This is a genomic window from Kribbella koreensis (genome assembly GCF_039525325.1).
In the GTDB taxonomy this organism is placed as follows: Bacteria; Actinomycetota; Actinomycetes; order Propionibacteriales; family Kribbellaceae; genus Kribbella; species Kribbella koreensis.
The window spans coordinates 313,824-330,143 of record NZ_BAAAHK010000001.1 but is presented as its reverse complement, the minus strand read 5'-3'; the positions used below and the strand labels follow the sequence as shown (position 1 = coordinate 330,143).

Annotated in this window: 17 protein-coding genes; 8 read left to right on the top strand and 9 right to left on the bottom strand. The window is 68.7% G+C overall.

The genetic code is table 11. The features are described 5' to 3' along the window. Positions 1–27: 27 nt before the first annotated feature. The gene (locus tag ABD116_RS01585; RefSeq protein WP_343963966.1) at positions 28–1,674 is read left to right on the top strand and encodes a DNRLRE domain-containing protein; all 1,647 of its coding nucleotides are present in this window, start codon (positions 28–30) and stop codon (positions 1,672–1,674) included. Positions 1,675–1,687: 13 nt separating this feature from the next. Here ABD116_RS01585 and ABD116_RS01580 read toward each other — a convergent pair whose 3' ends face one another. Next, the gene (locus ABD116_RS01580; protein WP_343963964.1) at positions 1,688–2,596 is read right to left on the bottom strand and encodes a cyclase family protein; all 909 of its coding nucleotides are present in this window, start codon (positions 2,594–2,596) and stop codon (positions 1,688–1,690) included. 50 nt (positions 2,597–2,646) lie between these two features. Between ABD116_RS01580 and ABD116_RS01575 the strand changes: the two genes are divergently transcribed. Then, the gene (locus tag ABD116_RS01575; RefSeq protein WP_343963962.1) at positions 2,647–3,537 is read left to right on the top strand and encodes an alpha/beta hydrolase family protein; all 891 of its coding nucleotides are present in this window, start codon (positions 2,647–2,649) and stop codon (positions 3,535–3,537) included. A gap of 31 nt (positions 3,538–3,568) precedes the next feature. Then, positions 3,569–4,273 carry a hypothetical protein gene (locus ABD116_RS01570; RefSeq protein ID WP_343963960.1) on the top strand — a complete coding sequence of 235 codons (705 nt, stop codon included), beginning with the start codon at positions 3,569–3,571 and terminating at the stop codon, positions 4,271–4,273. On the opposite strand, the gene ABD116_RS01565 is transcribed toward ABD116_RS01570, so the two are convergent. Both ABD116_RS01565 and ABD116_RS01560 read right to left on the bottom strand, forming a co-directional pair. Then, positions 4,274–5,008, bottom strand: a complete 735-nt coding sequence (locus ABD116_RS01565) for an isocitrate lyase/PEP mutase family protein (protein ID WP_343963958.1) — start codon at positions 5,006–5,008, stop codon at positions 4,274–4,276. Positions 5,009–5,014: 6 nt separating this feature from the next. Continuing rightward, the gene (locus tag ABD116_RS01560; RefSeq protein WP_343963957.1) at positions 5,015–5,479 is read right to left on the bottom strand and encodes a carboxymuconolactone decarboxylase family protein; all 465 of its coding nucleotides are present in this window, start codon (positions 5,477–5,479) and stop codon (positions 5,015–5,017) included. A 47-nt stretch (positions 5,480–5,526) separates the two neighbouring features. Here ABD116_RS01560 and pdxR point away from each other — a divergent pair, with 47 nt between their 5' ends. Further along, a complete protein-coding gene (pdxR, locus tag ABD116_RS01555) occupies positions 5,527–6,984 on the top strand; it encodes a MocR-like pyridoxine biosynthesis transcription factor PdxR (protein WP_343963955.1) in 1,458 nt (485 codons plus the stop codon). Position 6,985: 1 nt separating this feature from the next. On the opposite strand, the gene ABD116_RS01550 is transcribed toward pdxR, so the two are convergent. Continuing rightward, on the bottom strand, positions 6,986–7,402 hold the full coding sequence (locus ABD116_RS01550; RefSeq protein ID WP_343963953.1) for a MarR family winged helix-turn-helix transcriptional regulator: 417 nt from the start codon (positions 7,400–7,402) through the stop codon (positions 6,986–6,988). Between the two features lie 89 nt (positions 7,403–7,491). On the opposite strand from ABD116_RS01550, the gene ABD116_RS01545 reads away from it, so the two are divergent. Continuing rightward, entirely contained in the window at positions 7,492–9,294 is a 1,803-nt protein-coding gene (locus tag ABD116_RS01545; RefSeq protein WP_343963951.1) for an ABC transporter ATP-binding protein, read from the top strand. Here ABD116_RS01545 and ABD116_RS01540 read toward each other — a convergent pair. The 5 genes from ABD116_RS01540 to nucS form a co-directional block, all read right to left on the bottom strand. Further along, on the bottom strand, positions 9,291–10,211 hold the full coding sequence (locus tag ABD116_RS01540; protein ID WP_343963949.1) for an FAD-dependent oxidoreductase: 921 nt from the start codon (positions 10,209–10,211) through the stop codon (positions 9,291–9,293). The two genes, ABD116_RS01545 and ABD116_RS01540, sit on opposite strands and share 4 nt — an antisense overlap. A gap of 64 nt (positions 10,212–10,275) precedes the next feature. Next, complete coding sequence (locus tag ABD116_RS01535) at positions 10,276–11,382, bottom strand: esterase-like activity of phytase family protein (RefSeq protein ID WP_343963947.1); 1,107 nt, start codon at positions 11,380–11,382, stop codon at positions 10,276–10,278. A 112-nt stretch (positions 11,383–11,494) separates the two neighbouring features. Continuing rightward, a complete protein-coding gene (gene glmS, locus ABD116_RS01530) occupies positions 11,495–13,315 on the bottom strand; it encodes a glutamine--fructose-6-phosphate transaminase (isomerizing) (protein WP_343963945.1) in 1,821 nt (606 codons plus the stop codon). 46 nt (positions 13,316–13,361) lie between these two features. Further along, complete coding sequence (locus ABD116_RS01525) at positions 13,362–13,637, bottom strand: hypothetical protein (RefSeq protein ID WP_328335311.1); 276 nt, start codon at positions 13,635–13,637, stop codon at positions 13,362–13,364. A 147-nt stretch (positions 13,638–13,784) separates the two neighbouring features. After that, a complete protein-coding gene (gene nucS, locus ABD116_RS01520; protein ID WP_343963941.1) occupies positions 13,785–14,444 on the bottom strand; it encodes an endonuclease NucS in 660 nt (219 codons plus the stop codon). Positions 14,445–14,517: 73 nt separating this feature from the next. On the opposite strand from nucS, the gene ABD116_RS01515 reads away from it, so the two are divergent. From ABD116_RS01515 to ABD116_RS01505, 3 genes are read left to right on the top strand one after another with little or no spacing between them, the layout of a single operon-like run. Further along, positions 14,518–14,841, top strand: a complete 324-nt coding sequence (locus tag ABD116_RS01515; RefSeq protein ID WP_343963939.1) for a hypothetical protein — start codon at positions 14,518–14,520, stop codon at positions 14,839–14,841. A 43-nt stretch (positions 14,842–14,884) separates the two neighbouring features. Continuing rightward, positions 14,885–15,856, top strand: coding sequence for a class I SAM-dependent methyltransferase (locus tag ABD116_RS01510; protein ID WP_343963937.1), 972 nt, complete (start codon positions 14,885–14,887; stop codon positions 15,854–15,856). Continuing rightward, entirely contained in the window at positions 15,802–16,305 is a 504-nt protein-coding gene (locus ABD116_RS01505; protein ID WP_343963935.1) for an NUDIX hydrolase, read from the top strand. Before ABD116_RS01510 ends, ABD116_RS01505 begins: the two co-directional genes overlap by 55 nt. Positions 16,306–16,320: the final 15 nt, after the last annotated feature.

Below are 16,320 nucleotides of genomic sequence, written 5' to 3'. Positions count from 1 at the left end.
GGGTTTCTTGCCTGAAAGGTGATTCGCATGTCCCCTGATTCCGTAGTGCGCCGGCTCGGTGCCGTCCTCGGCCTGGTGCTGGTCGCCGGCCTGCTGCCCCAACCGGCCGTCGCCGAACCCGTCGATCGGGCCGCTGCCACGTCGCTGGAGCGATCCGGTGAAGCCGCGGCCGTCGCCTTCGCGAGGAGCACCGGTAAGCCCGTGCTGATCACGGGCAAGACCACCGAGACCACGCAGTACCGCGCGCTGCCGTCGGGGCAGGTTGAGGCGACGATCGCCGCCGGCCCGGTCCGGATGCGCGACGCGAACGGCGATTGGACCCCCGTCGACGTGTCACTGGTCCGGCAGGCCGATGGTTCGGTCGCGGCCAAGGCCCACCCGTATGGGCTGAAGCTGTCCGGACCGGCCGGCCCGGGTGATCACGAGCTCGTCGCGATAGGTGCCTCAGGCAACCGTTCTGCGCTTGGCTGGTCCGGTCCGTTGCCGGCGCCGGAACTGAACGGGGCCACGGCGACTTATCGCGAGGTGAAGCCGGGTGTCGATCTGGTCGTCGAGGCGACCAGGACCGGCTATCAGCAGTACCTGCTGGTGAAGAGCCGGCAGGCCGCAGTACAGGTTGGTCGGCTCAGGATGCCCTGGAAAGCGGGCGGCCGGGTCACGCCGGACGCCGTGATGTGGGACTCGACCGTCGACCGGGCCTCCGGTGAACACCTCAGGCGGGCGCCGGTGCGGGTCGGGCTAGGCAAGGACGCGTTGCAGTTGACGCCTGACGCGTCGTTCCTGACCGACCCCAGGACCGTCTACCCGGTCACCATCGACCCGTCGCAGAGCGCGGGGCCGAACTTCGACGCGTTCGTCCAGTCCAGTTACACCACCGACCAGTCGGCCGCGACCGAGTTGAAGATCGGCACGTACGACAGCGGTGCCAACAAGGCGCGGTCGTACCTGCGGTTCGACAACCAGGAATGGCTGTGGGACAAGCAGATCCAGGCCGCGACGCTGAGCCTGTGGGAACACCACTCGTACTCCTGCACGGCCAAGGGCTGGGTGGCCTACCGCGTGGCCGACGTGACGAACACGGCCCGCTGGACGAACCGGCCGGCGCAGTACGAGCAGGTCGGCACCTCGACCCAGACCAAGGGGTGGGGGAGCGGCTGCGCGGCCGGTTGGGTGACGATCCCGGTGACCGCGGCCTTCCAGTACACGGCGGCACATCAGCTGACCAAGACCAATATCGGGATCAGTGCGGCGAGCGAGACCGACAACTACGGCTGGAAGCGGTTCGGCTCGCGGGAGGCGGCCAACCCGCCGTCGGTGACGATCACCTATCAGACCAGGATCGCGGTGGACGCCCTGGGGACCGCGCCGGAGACCAACTGCGCCACCGGCGCGGACCGGCCGATCATGTCCAGCCTGACACCCCAGCTGCGGGCGCAGATCAGCGACAACCTGGGCGGGCAGGTGTACGGCACCTTCGAATGGAAGGTGGTCGGCAGTACCGTCAGCACAACCGCCACCGAAGGCCCCGGCGCCTCTGGATCGTGGCTGGGGACCACCATCCCCGACGAGGCCTTCACCGAAGGCACCAGCTACGCCTGGCGGGTCCGCGGAACCGACGGCACAACACCAGGAGAGTGGTCCACCTGGTGCGAGTTCACCGTGGTCACCATGTAGCCGGGGACCGTTGTCAGGGCAGCTTGGCGTAGGCGCGGACGGGGAAGGTGGCGAGGCCCTCGATCCGCGGCGGGGTCGCGGTGAACAGCGCGCCGGTGGGCGGGAGCTGTGCCAGGCTGGTCAGGTGTTCGACGATCGGCAGGCCCGCGCCGAGCAGCAGCGTGTGGGCGGGGCGGGTGCCGTCGGTCATGTCGTCGATGTTGGCGGCGTCGATGCCGACCAGGGCGACGCCGTTGTCGATCAGCCACTGGGCCCCGTCCCGGGTGAGGAAGTGGGCGTTCTCGACGTACTGCGGGGTGCCGAAGCGGGCGTCGTCGCCGGTGTGCAGGAGGACCGCTTTGCCTTGGACCTCGTACGTTGCGAGGGCGGCCGCGTCGATGCCGAGCCGGCCGCTGTCTTCCACCCGCACGACGATGGCGGGCAGGTCGACCAGGCGGTCGAGTGGGTAGCCGGTGAGGTCGTGGCCGTCGGGGTAGCGGTGGTTCGGGCTGTCGAGGTAGGTGCCGGTGTTGGCCACCATGGAGATCCGGCCGATCTCGAACTCCGTGCCCGGCGCGTAAAGCTCGCGCGACGCCTCCCGGCTCAGTTGGAGTCCGAGCTCGGGCCCTGGCAGGTTCGGCAGGGTCACCATCCCGTCGCGGATGACATGGCTGAGCTCCACGTACGTGGGCCGGTCGCCGCTCGGTCGACCGTCGGCGGACGGGCCGCCGCGGGTGCCTTTGTGAGCAGCCTCGACGATCTCCAGGTTGGTGAGCTCGACGTCGCCGGCCATCAACAGACCGAGCGAGTCGAGGAACAGCTCGCCGACCTGCGCCGGCGTCACCTCCGCGGCCGGTACGTCGACGAGGAACCCCTGGACCTGCAGGCCGCCGCCGTTCGTGAAGGAGACGGTGGCGTCGAAACGCGCGCGATAGCTAGCCATGCCGGTCATCATCACCCATCCGTACCGACCGCGGCCCCGAATTTCGTCCCGTGATCACTCGTCGCAACCTCCTGCTCGCGGGCACCGCCGGAGTCGCCGGTGTGGCCGCGACCGTCGGCGTGGCCGGTCTCGCACGCCGCGGCTCGGACCGCCCGCACCCGCAATCCGCCCAGTCGGCGAAGGAGCCGATGATGATCTCGTACGGCGGTGACGAGTCCCAGGTCGCGGACCTCTACCTCCCCGAAGGCGACGGCAAGGTCCCGGTTGCCGTGGTGATCCATGGCGGCTTCTGGATGAGCAGCTACGGACGCGAACTCGCCACCCCATTGGCCGAAGACCTCGCCAGGCAAGGCATCGCCGGCTACGCGATCGAGTACCGCCGGATCGGCAACGGCGGCGGCTGGCCCGCGACCTTCGAGGACGTCGCCGCCGCGATCGACAAGCTGGCCGACCAGCCGCGATTGGACCTCAGCAAGGTGGTCGCCGTCGGCCACTCAGCAGGTGGGCACCTCGCCGTCTGGGCCGCGGGCCGGTCGGGGTTGCCGCAAGGGGCGCCGGGTGCGACGCCACGCGTAGTACTGGCTGGGGCTGTGTCGCAGGCCGGAGTACTGGACCTGGTGAACGCCTACGACGAGAAGGTCGGCGGGGATGCGGTGCCGGCCTTCCTCGGTACGACGCCCGCGAGGGATCTCAAGCGGTACCAGCTGGCATCGCCGTACGAGCGGCTTCCGTTGAAGGTCCCGGTCGCTCTCGTGCATGGCACGCGCGACGGGCAGGTACCGATCGACCAGAGCCGCCGGTACCGCGATGCCGCCGCGGCCAAGGGCGATCAGGTGAAGCTGACCGAACTCGCACACGTCGGTCACTTTGAGCTGATCGACCCGGACGCCAAGGCCTGGCAGACCTGCCGGACAGAGACGATGCGCTTGCTCGAGCCCTGATCCAGGCCCTGCTCGGCGTCTAACATCGAGTATGGAGTGGCTGCTGATCGTCCTCGGCGGCGGTGGGGTCGCCGCGGCCGGCCGGTATGCCTGGGCCAAACGAGCGGCTCGGCGACAAGCAGCCGCGGAGCTCGAAGGCATCCGTAGGCATGCCGACGAGGACGTCACCTACTTCGGTGAGCAGCTGAGTCGTCTCGGCGAGAAGCTCGCGGGCCGCGAGTTGGATGCCGACACCCGGTACGACTACCAGGCGGCCCTGGATGCGTACGAGCAGGCGAAGCGGGCAGCACCTCGGCTGCATACCCGGGAGTCGATCAGTGCGGTCGTCGACCTGCTGGCCGATGGGCGCTACGCAGTTGCTTGCGTACAGGCCCGCGCTGCCGGCAAGCCCGTCCCGGAGCGGCGGGTGCCGTGCTACTTCAGCCCGCAGCACGGCCCGTCGACGACAGAGGTCGTCTGGACGCCGTCGAAGGGCGGTACCAGGCGGGTGCCCGTCTGTGCGCAGGATGCGGCGCGCATAGCGGCTGGTACCGAGCCAGAGATCCACTACATCCGGTACGGCGAGTTGAACGTCCCGTACTGGGAGGTGGGCGATCCCATCGAGCCGTACCGCGGCCTGTTCGAGAGCGGCGGTGCTCGCGCCGTCGCGATGCACCTGCGGTTGAAGCACCTCGGGCTAGACGTAGGCCGGGGTCGCAGGGACCCCGGCATGCTGCGCCGCAAGCGCCGCCCGTAGTCAGAGCTCGGGCAGGAGCTCGCGCAGTACGTCGGTGGTGAAGTTGTGCAGGCTGGTGCCGTAGGAGATGCGCGTGGCGCCCAGTGCGATCAGGTCTGCCGCTGTCGGGCCGTTCGGCTTCGCGTGGGCGTTGAGCGGGCCGCCGATGTCTGTAGCTAGCCTCTGCAGGACGTCGAGCGGTGCTGCGATCGGGTAGACGCAGTCGGCGCCGGCGCGACGGTAGGCGCGGCCCCGGGCGACAGCTTCATCAACGCTCCCATTGGTGATGAAGCTGTCGACCCGTGCATTGATGACGAGGTCTGCGCCCGCAGCAGCCCGTACTGCGCTCAGGTAGTCGGCCTGCCGCTCCACATCGACCAGCTGGTCGTCCAGGGAGTCCTCCAAGTTGCACCCAACTGCACCCGTCTCCACCAGTCGCTCGGCGAACTCCTTCGCGTCCAGCCCGTACCCGGCCTCCATGTCAGCCGTCACCGGTACGTCGACAGCGCGGACGATCCGCGCGACTGCCTCGAGCATCTCGGCGACCGGAGTCAGCTGGCCGTCGTCGTACCCGAGCACCCGGGCGACCGCACCACTACTGGTGGCGATCGCCGGGTACCCGGCCTCGGCGATGGCTCTGGCGCTGACCGGATCCCACGCGTTCGGCAGCACCAGGGGAGTGGGCCCGTGGTGCAACGCGCGGAAGGCTTCCGCCGTACGCCGGTCCGCCTGGCCGCGGCCTCTGGTGGTGGTCATCTGGGCTCAGCTCGGGTCGTAGTGGCCGGGCTCGATGCGGCAGGTGACGCCGACCCGGTTCCACGCGTTGATCATGATGATCAGGCTGATCAACTGGGCGAGCTCCTTCTCGTCGAAGGCGTTCGCGGCGATCTCGTAGACGTCGTCCGGGACATGGTCGACGCTGATCAGCGTGATCGCCTCGGTCAGTTCCAGCGCCGCCAGCTCCTGCTCGGTGTAGAACTTCCGCGCCTCCCGCCAGGTGGCGACGACGTTGACCCGCTGCGCCGTATCCCCCTCGTGCAACGCGTCCAGCGTGTGCATGTCCAGGCAGTAGGCGCACCCGTTCAGCTGCGAAGCCCGGATCCGCACCAGATGCGCCAACTTGCTGTCCAACCCCAAAGCCGACACCTCATCCAGCGCGATCAACGCCTGGTAGAACTCCGGCGCGTGGCTGGCCAACTTGACTCGACGACGTGTGTTTGTGCTCATGTGGACAACGCTAGTGCTGGATCGGCCCAGGTGTATGGTCCACTTCTATGGAGGATTCGAGGGCCAATTCCGCGGTAGAGGCAGGTGGCGCCGATCTGCACCTGGACCTGGCCAACCGCCGCGGCCGCGCCGACCTGGTCAACGCCCTCCACGAGTCGATCCGCACCGGCCGCCTAACCCCAGGCACCCGCCTGCCGTCCTCCCGCCAGCTCGCCAAAGACCTGGGCATCGCCCGCAACACCGTGGCGGACGCCTACGGCCAGCTCGTCGCCGAAGGCTGGCTGACCGCCCGCCAAGGCTCAGGCACGGTCGTCGCCGACCGAATCCTCCCGACCCACGCCAACGGCCGCCCCGCCACCGCCGCACTTGCTCACCCCGCCACCTCCGGCCGCGCCGCCTCCTCCTCCGGAATTTCCTTGCCGGAGGCAAGGAAATTCCGGTATGACCTGACGCCGGGGTCGCCTGATGTGTCGACCTTTCCGAGGAGCGAGTGGTTAGCGGCAGCCCGTAAAGCTTTGCCGGCTGCGCCCAACGATGCGTTTGGGTACGGGGATCCGCGGGGGAGGGTCGAGTTGCGGGAGAATCTGGCCGACTACCTCGCGCGGGCGCGCGGCGTACGGGCTGATCCGGAGCGCATCCTCATCTGCTCCGGCTATGTCCAGGCACTCAACCTGCTGACCGACGTGCTGCGGCTGCAAGGCGCGCAGACCATGTCGGTCGAGGAGTTCGGCTACTCCCTGCACTGGGACGTGATCCGCTCCAGGGGTGTCGAGCCGAAGCCGGTCCCGGTCGACGAGTACGGCGTACGCGCAGACCTGCTCGAAGGCCGGGCGGCTCTCCTAACCCCAGCCCACCAGATGCCCACCGGTGTCCCGCTAGCGCCGGACCGGCGTACCAAAGCTGTCGAATGGGCCCGCGAAACCGATGCAATCCTGATCGAGGACGACTACGACGGCGAGTTCCGCTACGACCGCCAGCCAGTAGGTGCCCTGCAAGCCCTAGACCCCGAGCGAGTCGTCTACACCGGTACTGCGAGCAAGTCCCTCGCCCCAGCGCTCCGACTCGCCTGGATGGTCCTCCCCGAGCACCTGATGGACCCGGTCCTCGAGGTGAAGCGCACCACCGACTTACTGACCGCCACCCTCGACCAGCTCGTACTAGCCGAGTTCATCGCCTCCGGCCACTACGACCGCCACGTACGCCGTACCCGCCAGCACTACCGCCGCAGACGCGACCACCTGGTCGAGCTACTCGCCGTCCGAGCCCCAGGCGTCACCCTCGCCGGCATCTCAGCCGGCATGCACGTCCTGCTCGACGTACCCGGCGAAGCGGAGGACATGGTCGCCCGAGCCAGCCGCCAAGGCCTACTGATCGCCTCTCTGGACAGGTATCGCTTCACCCCGGATCCAGCCGCCCGCCAAGCCCTCATCGTCGGCTACGGCACCCCACCCGACCACTCCTACAACGGCGCCCTGGACCTCCTCTGCCAGGTACTAGCCGTCTAACTCACCGGCGGAGCTTGCGGAGAATGCCTGCCAACGAGACCCGCTCCTCCGGGCTGAGGATGTTGAAGTAGGCCTCGGCCTCTGCATCCCGCGAGGCCCGGATCGCCTCGCCCACCCGCGTCCCCTCACCGGTAGGCGCCACCAGCGTCGCCCGCCGATCCGCAGGATCCGGACGCCGCTCCACCAGCCCACGATCCTGCAGCGCGTCGACCACCTCGGTCGTCGACCGCGCGGCGATCCGCAGATGCTCGGAGAGCTCGTTGAGCCGCATCGGGCCACCACGCATCAGGACGCCGAGCGCTCGCGCCTGCGACGGCGCGATGTCCCACGGCGCCAGCGTCTCCTTGCGCAGGTGCCGCAGCTGATGAGCGACCGCCCAGAACGTCTCGGGCAGCGTCTCCTCGTCGTCATCGGCCATGGGAATACCGTACCAACCAATCCTGTTGTACCCTCATAGTGAGGTAACCTCAGTATATTTCCGAAGACCCCGACAGAACGGTGCTCGCCTTGGATTACGCAACTCAGCAACGTGGCCGCCCCGAGGGCGGCCGGAAGTCAGCCACAGCCGCCGAGAAAGCCCAGGCCCGCGAGGTGTCGCTGGCCCGGATCGGCCGGCTCTTCAGCACCCACAAGCTCTCCCTGGCCGTCGTCACGGCGATCATCGTCGCATCGTCCGTGGTGGCGATGGCATCACCCTTCCTGCTGCGCGCCGTCATCGACGAGGCGCTGCCCCAGCAGAACCTCCAGCTCCTGATCTGGCTGGTGATCGGCATGGTCGCCGTCGCCGCGGTCACGTCGATTCTCGGCGTCGTCCAGACCTGGATCAGCACCAAGGTCGGCCAGCAGATCATGCACCGGCTGCGGACCGACGTGTTCGCCCACCTGCAGCGCCAGTCGATCGCGTTCTTCACCCGGACCCGCACCGGCGAGGTGCAGTCCCGGATCACCAACGACATCGGCGGGATGGAGCCGGTCGTCACCTCGACGGCCACCTCGATCGCCGCCAACCTGACCACCGCGATCGCCACCGCCGTCGCCATGCTCGCGCTGTCGTGGCAGCTCTCGCTGATCTCGCTCGTCGTGATGCCGCCGGCCATCTACCTGACCCGCAAGGTCGCCCGGATGCGCCGCGAGATCACCGCGCAGCGCCAGCGCGAACTCGCCGATCTCAACGTCACGGTCGAGGAAGGCCTGTCGATCAGCGGTATCCAGCTCAGCAAGACGATGGGCACCGCCGCGACCCTGGTCGAGCGCTTCACCGCGTCGTCGACCCGGCTGATCGATCTGGAGCTGCGCTCCGAGCTGGCCGGCCGCTGGCGGATGGCCTCGATGAGCGTCATCTTCGCCGCCATCCCGGCGATCATCTACCTGAGCGCCGGTCTGCCGATGACCGCCGGAACGCTGTCCATCGGCACCCTGATCGCCTTCACCACCCTGCAGGCCGGGCTGTTCCGGCCGCTGATGGGCCTGCTCAACGTCGGCGTCGCGCTGACCAGCTCGCTGGCCTTGTTCGCCCGGATCTTCGAGTACCTCGACCTGCCGATCGACGTGGACGACCCGGCCGACCCCGTCGAGATCGACCCGACCCGCATCGACGGCCACGTGCGCTTCGAGGACGTCACTTTCGTCTACCCAGGCAGCGAAACAGCCGCAGTGGCCGGTATCAGCCTGGACGTGCCCGCCGGTACGACGCTGGCGCTAGTCGGCGAGACCGGCTCGGGCAAGAGCACTCTCGCCTCGCTGGTCGCACGACTCTACGACCCGACCAGCGGCCGCGTCACCGTCGACGGCATCGACCTCCGAGACCTCCGCCTGGCGGATCTCGCCAGCGTGGTCGGCGTCGTCAGCCAAGAGACGTATCTCCTGCACACCACCGTCCGCGAAAACCTCCGCTACGCCAAGCCCGACGCCACCGACGCCGAGATCGAGGACGCGGCCCGCGCTGCTCAAGTACACGACCTGATCGCCGGCCTCCCGGACGGCTACGACACCATGGTCGGCTCCCGCGGCCACCGCTTCTCCGGAGGCGAGAAGCAACGCATCGCCATCGCCCGTACGCTCCTGCGCAACCCCCGCGTCCTGGTCCTGGACGAGGCCACCAGCGCCCTCGACACCGAGACCGAACGCGCAGTCCAGCAAGCGTTCGACCGCCTGGCCGAAGGCCGTACGACGATCACCATCGCCCACCGCCTCTCAACAGTCCGCAACGCCGATCAGCTGGCCGTCATCGACCACGGCCGAGTAATCGAGTCCGGAACCCACACCAGCCTGGTCGAAAGCAACGGCCGCTACGCCCAGCTGGCCAGCTAAGCGGATTGGACCAGTGCCAGCACCTCGTCGGCGCAGCCCCACGACAGCGTCATACCGGACCCGCCATGGCCGTAGCAGTGGATTACCTGGCGGTCGCCGGTGCGGACGCTTTCGCAGCGGACGGATGGGCGGGCGGGGCGCAGTCCGACTCGGTGCTTGATGATTTTCGCCTTGCGGAGTTGAGGAACCAGGGCCGTGGCCCGGTCCAGAATCGAGCCGGCCGTCTTGTCGTCGACGGCGAGATTCCAGTCGCCGGGCTGCGAGGTGCCGCCGACGACGACGTCGTTCGAGCGCGGTACGACGTAGCAAAGCTCTTCCGGGCCGTTGTCGGCCATCAGCCACTCGGTGAGGCCGAACTGCTCGACGGTGAACACCTGCCCGCGGACCGGCGTGACGGTCGGGTCCTGTGCGGTCAATCGGGCACCGAGACCGGTGCAGTTCACGACGATCGGCGCCGTGTTGGGCAAGGCCGAGAACGCGGCCCGGTTGAGGGTCCCGCCCGCGGCCTCGAGCCGTTTGACCAAGTACCGCAGGTAAAGCGGCATCTCCACGACCGGCGTCGTGAACGACCACCCGTCGCGGAAGCCGGGCGGTGGCGACCCGACCCGCTCCAGATCAGTGAGCACATCGGCCCATACGGGGTTCGGTGTCGGCTCGAGCAGGTACTCCTTGCCGTGCCGCAACCGCACCGACGGCTCGCTCTCCGCCAGCTCGGCGAACTCCCGGTACGTCGTCCGCGCCCAACCGGCGACCCGATCACCCGCCGACTGGAACGGATACCAGATCGCGGCCGAGACCGCCGACGTCGTCTCCAACGGCAGGTCGCGAGCGAACACCGCCACGTCGTACCCGGACTCCGCCAGCCGAACAGCACAACTGAGCCCGATCACACCGGCTCCGACCACAATGACGCGCATTGACGCATTGTGTCGCCCTCAGGCCACTCCCGCTACCCGAGCGAGAGTGGCCAAGGGCAACGATTCAGTGCAGGTCGACGGCCAGCGAGTACAGCCGGGTGATCTGGGTGGGGCCGAAGTTGTCGTCGGAGATCAGGTAGAGCTGCCGGCGACCGCTCGGCAGGAAGCCGCCGAGGGCGAGGCCTTCGACGTTGTCCAGCAGCGGGTTCGGCTGCGGCTGCTTGGCGACGGCGCCCGACGGCGGGCAGTTCACCAGGTCGAAGAGCAGCTTCTTGTGCACGAACACCGCGTCCGGGGCGTCCGCGAGCGACGCCTGATCGGTGACGTCCTCGGCCCCGCGCAGCGAAACGCTGAAGACGCGGATCGTGTTGCCGACGCCGGCCACGAAGGTGCGTTCCATCGAGACGAGTTGGTCCTTGTGCACGTAGGCGAGCTCGACCAGGCTGAGCCCGGGGTCGGTCTTGTACGCGTACTGCGCGGCCACGGCGTAGGCGCCACCGGCCCGGCCCGTGTACTGCAGGATCCGGTTGCGGCCACGGTCCTCGGCGTCGCTGCCGTCCGAGGTGAGTGGGTCTTCGAGTCCGGCGTACAGGGTTTTGCCGTTGGTGCTGACCGCGAGCGACTCGAAGGTGCCGTTGGCCTGCGCCTCACCGGCCGGCGCGACCTGGAACCGCGGCGGTACCGGCAGCGAGGCGATCTGCTTGCCGTCGGACAACTGGAAGCGCCGGATCGACGGCTCGCGCTCGGAGGTGGCCAGGATGGTCCGGCCGCCCTGTTCGGCGACCAGGCCCTCACCGTCGAAGTCCACGTTGTTGTACGGCGTACCGTCCGGCCGGCGCAGGACCGTGACGCTGTCCACGGCGGCCTCGGGCTTGCCGTGGTCGTCGCCGATCCGGAGGCCGAAGACCCGGGCCGGGGTGTTCGTGACGTTGTCGACCAGCGCGAGCGCGTGGCCCGGCGTCGTCAGGTTGATCGCGGACAGACCGGCCACCGGCAGGCCGTCGTACGTGGTCTTGTCCAGGCTGTCGGTGAAACCGCGGAAGCTCGCGTCCGGCGAGCAGGCGGCCGGGTCGGCGGTGCCGGCCTGGTCGGGCGTGGCCGCGGTGGCGGTCAGCGAGGTGGCGAGAGCGGCGATCGTGACGGTCGCGGCCAGGGGCGTCTTCCAGTGCATGGGATGTCCTCTGAAAGTCAGGCGTCGGGGGCCGCGACAAAACCTACAACGCGGGCGAGGACAGAAAACGCCGGCTGCAGGTTGCTGCAGCCGGCGTCACTGGGGTTGCGGACTACTCGACGGTGACCGACTTCGCCAGGTTGCGCGGCTTGTCGACGTCGTGGCCGAGGGCGACGGCGGCGTAGTACGCGATGATCTGCAGCGGGATGGTGAGCAGGATCGGGTCGAGCTCCGGCTCGTTCTTCGGCACCTCGATCACCGCGGCGGCGCCGTCCGGGACCTCGACGCCCGGGTGGGTGACGACGTACAGGGGACCCGACCGGGCGGCGATCTCGTGCAGGGCGCCGATGTTGCGGTCGAGCAGCTCGTCCTTCGGCACGATCGCGACGCTCGGCACGTCCGGCGAGATCAGCGCCAGCGGGCCGTGCTTCAGCTCGGAGGTCTGGTACGCCTCGGCGTGCCGGTAGGAGATCTCCTTCAGCTTCTGGGCACCCTCACGAGCGACCGGGTAGCCGCGGGTGCGGCCGACGAAGAAGACGCTCTCGTGCTTGGACAGGCGGCCGGCGATCTCGCCGAGCGCCTCCTCCTGGTCGACGATCGCCTGGATCTGCTCGGGGATCCGCTTCAGGCCCTCGATCAGCCGGCGGCCGTCGGCGGGGGAGACGTCGCGGATCCGGCCGAGGTGGATGCCGAGCATCGCGAACGCGACGGCCATGTTGGTGAGCGCCTTGGTCGACGCGACCGAGACCTCCGGGCCGGCGTGCAGGTAGACGCCGCCGTCGACCTCGCGGGCGATGCTGGAGCCGACCGCGTTGACCAGGCCGATCACCCGGCCGCCCTTGCGCTTGAGCTCCTGGACGGCGACCAGGGTGTCCAGCGTCTCGCCGGACTGGCTGACCGCGACGTACAGGGTGTCGCGCTCGACCACCGGGTTGCGGTAGCGGAACTCCGACGCCGGCTCGGCGTCGGCGGGGATCCGGGCCACCTCTTCGATGAACTGGGCGCCCATCTGGCCGGCGTAGTACGCCGAACCGCAGCCGAGGATCTTGACCCGCTTGATCTCCCGGGCCTCCCGCGCGTCCATGTTCAGGCCGCCCAGGTGGACGGTGTGGAAGCGCTCGTCCAGGCGGCCACGCAGCGCGCGCTGGACGGCCTCCGGCTGCTCGTGGATCTCCTTCATCATGAAGTGCTCGTGCAGGCCGCGCTCGTACTCGTCGGCGCTCCACTCGACCGTCTTGGCGGTCTTGGTGGTCGGCGACGCGTCCTGGGTGAAGGTGCGGTAGCCGTCGGCCTTGACGGTCGCCATCTCGCCGTCGTCCAGGTAGACGACCTGGCGGGTGTAGCGGATCAGCGCGGCGGCGTCGGAGGCGACGTGCATCTCGCCGTCGCCGATGCCGAGGATCAGCGGGCTGCCGTTGCGGGCGACCACGATCCGGTCGGGGAAGTCCAGGTCGACCACGGCGATGCCGTAGGTGCCCTCGATCCGGCGCAGCGCGGCCATCACCTTCTCCTCGAGGGTGGCGCCGTCGGACTGCTCGATCAGGTGCGCGAGGACCTCGGTGTCGGTCTCGGAGCGCAGCTTGACGCCGGCCTCCTCGAGCTGGCGGCGCAGTGCGCCCGCGTTGTCGAAGATGCCGTTGTGGACGACGGCGATCCGCTCGTTGCCGCTGGCGTGCGGGTGCGCGTTGTCCTTGCTCGGGCCGCCGTGGGTGGCCCAGCGGGTGTGCCCGATGCCGAGCTTGCCGCCGAACCGCTTGGGCAGCGAGGCCTCCAGCTCACGGACCCGGCCGGCGTCCTTGTGCACCTTCAGCTCGCTGGACCCGACGACGGCGACCCCCGCCGAGTCGTAGCCGCGGTACTCCAGCCGGGCCAGGCCGTCCACCAGGATCGGCGCGGCCGGTTTGGTGCCGACGTATCCGACGATTCCGCACATGGGGAGGGTGTTCCTTTCGTGGGGTTTCAGTTCTGCTGAGCGACGATCAGCCGTAGACGATCCGGCGCAACTGGCGGGCGGACAGCTCGGGTGAGCGGACCGGCCAGTGCCGCAGCTCGCTGCCGAGCCGGGCGAAGATCTCGTCGTTGCGGGCGCCGTAGGTCTGCAGCTCGCGGTGCCGGCGCCGGACGTACTGCTCGGTCGTCTCGGTGAAGTAGGCCAGGACGTCGGCGACCACCCGGCGGGCGTCGTCCGGCGTCAGTCCGGTGGTGCGGCTGACCTGGTCAACGAGGTCTTCGCTGGGATCCGCCGCCTCACTCATCACGCGTCCACTGTGCAGTGAAAACAGGTCCAAAGCCAAGAATCTGCCCGAAATCGGGCACACCTTACGCTCTCTTCACATAACCAGACCAGTGACGCCGGTGGACGCTACTCCGATCACGGCGCGTTGTCGAAAGAACCTGTCCGGTCAGAACAGCCGGAGCACGTCGGATTCCATCCCGCGGAGGGCGTCGTAGTCGACGGTGACGCACTCCAGACCGCGGTCGGTGGCCAGGAACTGCGCCTGCGGCTTGATCAGCTGGGCCGCGAAGATGCCCCGGACGGGAGACAGCAGCGGGTCGCGGTTGAGCAGTTCGACGTACCGGGTGAGCTGCTCGACGCCGTCGATCTCGCCACGGCGCTTGATCTCGACGGCGACGTGCTTGCCGTCCGCGTCGCGGCAGAGCAGGTCGACGGGGCCGATCGCGGTCGGGTACTCCCGGCGTACCAGCGTGAAGCCCTCGCCGAAGGTGTGCACGTGCTCGGCCAGCAGCTCCTGCAGGTGCGCCTCGACGCCGTCCTTGATCAGCCCGGGATCCAGGCCCAGCTCGTACGAGGAGTCGCTCAGCACCTCCTCGAAGGTGATCCGCAACTCCTCGCCGGCCTTGTTGGTGACGCTCCAGACGCCCTCTTCCTCCGTCAGCTTGCACGGCGGGGACATCCAGTTCAGCGGCTTGTACGACCCGCCGTCGGCGTGGATCAGCACAGACCCGTCAGCCTTCACCATCAACAACCGGGGCGCCATCGGAAGATGGGCCGTCAGCCGGCCGGAATAATCCACTGAGCAACGAGCAATCACCAGGCGCACGACAAAGCACCGTAGTCCAACCGATCGCCGAACCCCATGCCGCCCTGCCGTGCGGGGTGAGAAGCTGTGGTTCATGAAGCCGAAGATCAGCCTGCAGACGCGGTTGGAGTACGACGCGGTCGCCAAGGGGCTTGCCGATGAGGGTGTGGTCGAGGGCAGCATGTTCGGCATGCCCTGCCTGAAGATCGAGAAGAAGATGCTGGCCGGCCTCTTCGGCGACGCGATGACCTTCAAACTCCCACCCGAACCCCGCGAGGAAGCCCTCAAGCTGACCGGCGCCGAAGCCTTCGACCCGGGCATGGGCCGCCCGATGAAGGAATGGGTCGTCATCCCCCTGGAACACGCCGCCACCTGGCCCAAGTACGCCGAGCAGGCGCTCGCCTTCGTCCGCCCGTGAACCTGATGTCCGCTCGTCCGCTCTACCCGCGGGGCTCCCGGCTATGAACCTGATGTGCCCGGCTCGGCTGATTCTGTTGGCGCCGGGGTCGCGGGAGCGGCTGGCTGGGGAGCGGGTGGTTGCGGTTTATGCGACGCCGGCGGCGGAGCAGCCAGCCGCCGTGCTGGCGGAGGAATTAGGGGTCAGGTTGACGCTGCTGGCCCCGCGGCAACCGGCCCGGGCGGAGGAGCTCGGCGTACCCCACGCCCTTCTGCCGGCCCAGGCGGACCCGGCCCAGGCGGACCGGCGGCCGGTTGAGGCGGTCGTGGGGGAGATTGCGGATCAGCATCGTGGGGAGACTGTGGTGGTGATCGCGCCGGAGCTGGACCTTGGGCTTGAGCTGCCGGCGGTGATCGAGCATGAGGGCGACGGATGGACCGTCCAGCCGACGCCGAACGAGGTGACGCTGGCGACGTACGAACAGGCCGCGGAGCGGTTCCGGGACTCCATTCCGAAGCAGGCGATCGGACCGTTGGTGGAGCTGTTCGACCGGATTGATGCGGAACTGCCGGGCGGTGGCTACGTGCTGGAGCTTGGCAGCGGTACGGGCCGGGATGCGGTGGAGTTGGAGCGGCGGGGGCATCGCGTACGGCGTACTGACGCCGCCGGCTCCTTCGTGGAGATGATCCGGGCCGACGGACACGAAGCCGAGCGGCTCAACGCGTTGACCGACGACTTCGGTGGACCGTACGACCTCGTCTTCGCCGACGCCGTCTTCCTGCATTTCACCCCCGAGCAACTCGCCCAAGTCCTCCGCAAGGCCCACGCGGCAGCCGAATACCTGGCCTTCACCACCAGCGAGGGCACCGGTGACGAGTGGTCGAACCGCTTCCTGGACCTCCCACGCCACTTCACCAAATGGCAGGAACAACCCCTCCGCACCCTCCTCACCGCCACCGGCTGGACAGCTCTCAGCTGGCAATGGGCGCAGGCAAGAACAAGCGGCTGGTACTACGTATTGGCCCGCCGCACATGATCCGCGCCGGCGTAGTCCTCCTCACCACCAACGGCCTGGCCGCCATCGAACGCGTCCGCGACGGCATGACCTACTACACCCTCCCCGGCGGCGGAGTCGAAGACGGCGAGACCCCTCAAGAGGCAGCCGTCCGCGAGACCCACGAGGAGCTGGGCCTGATCGTGCGCGTCGACGGCCTGGTCGCGCTGGTCAACTTCCGCGGCAGCACCCAGTACTACTACCGAGCCGAAGTACTCGGCGGCCAATTCGGCACAGGTACCGGCGAGGAGCTGTCCAGCCCCGCAACCTCGAAGGCCGGCACCTACCAACCCGTCTGGCTCGACGAGCGCCAACTCGCAGTACGAGACGTCAGACCCGCCTCGATCGCCCAAGCCCTGGCCGCCGCCCCCGACCCGGACCGCCTGGTCAAGGAGTGGTTCAGCACCCCGCTGGTGGTCGACGAGGTGTGACGTTCCCAACCGTCG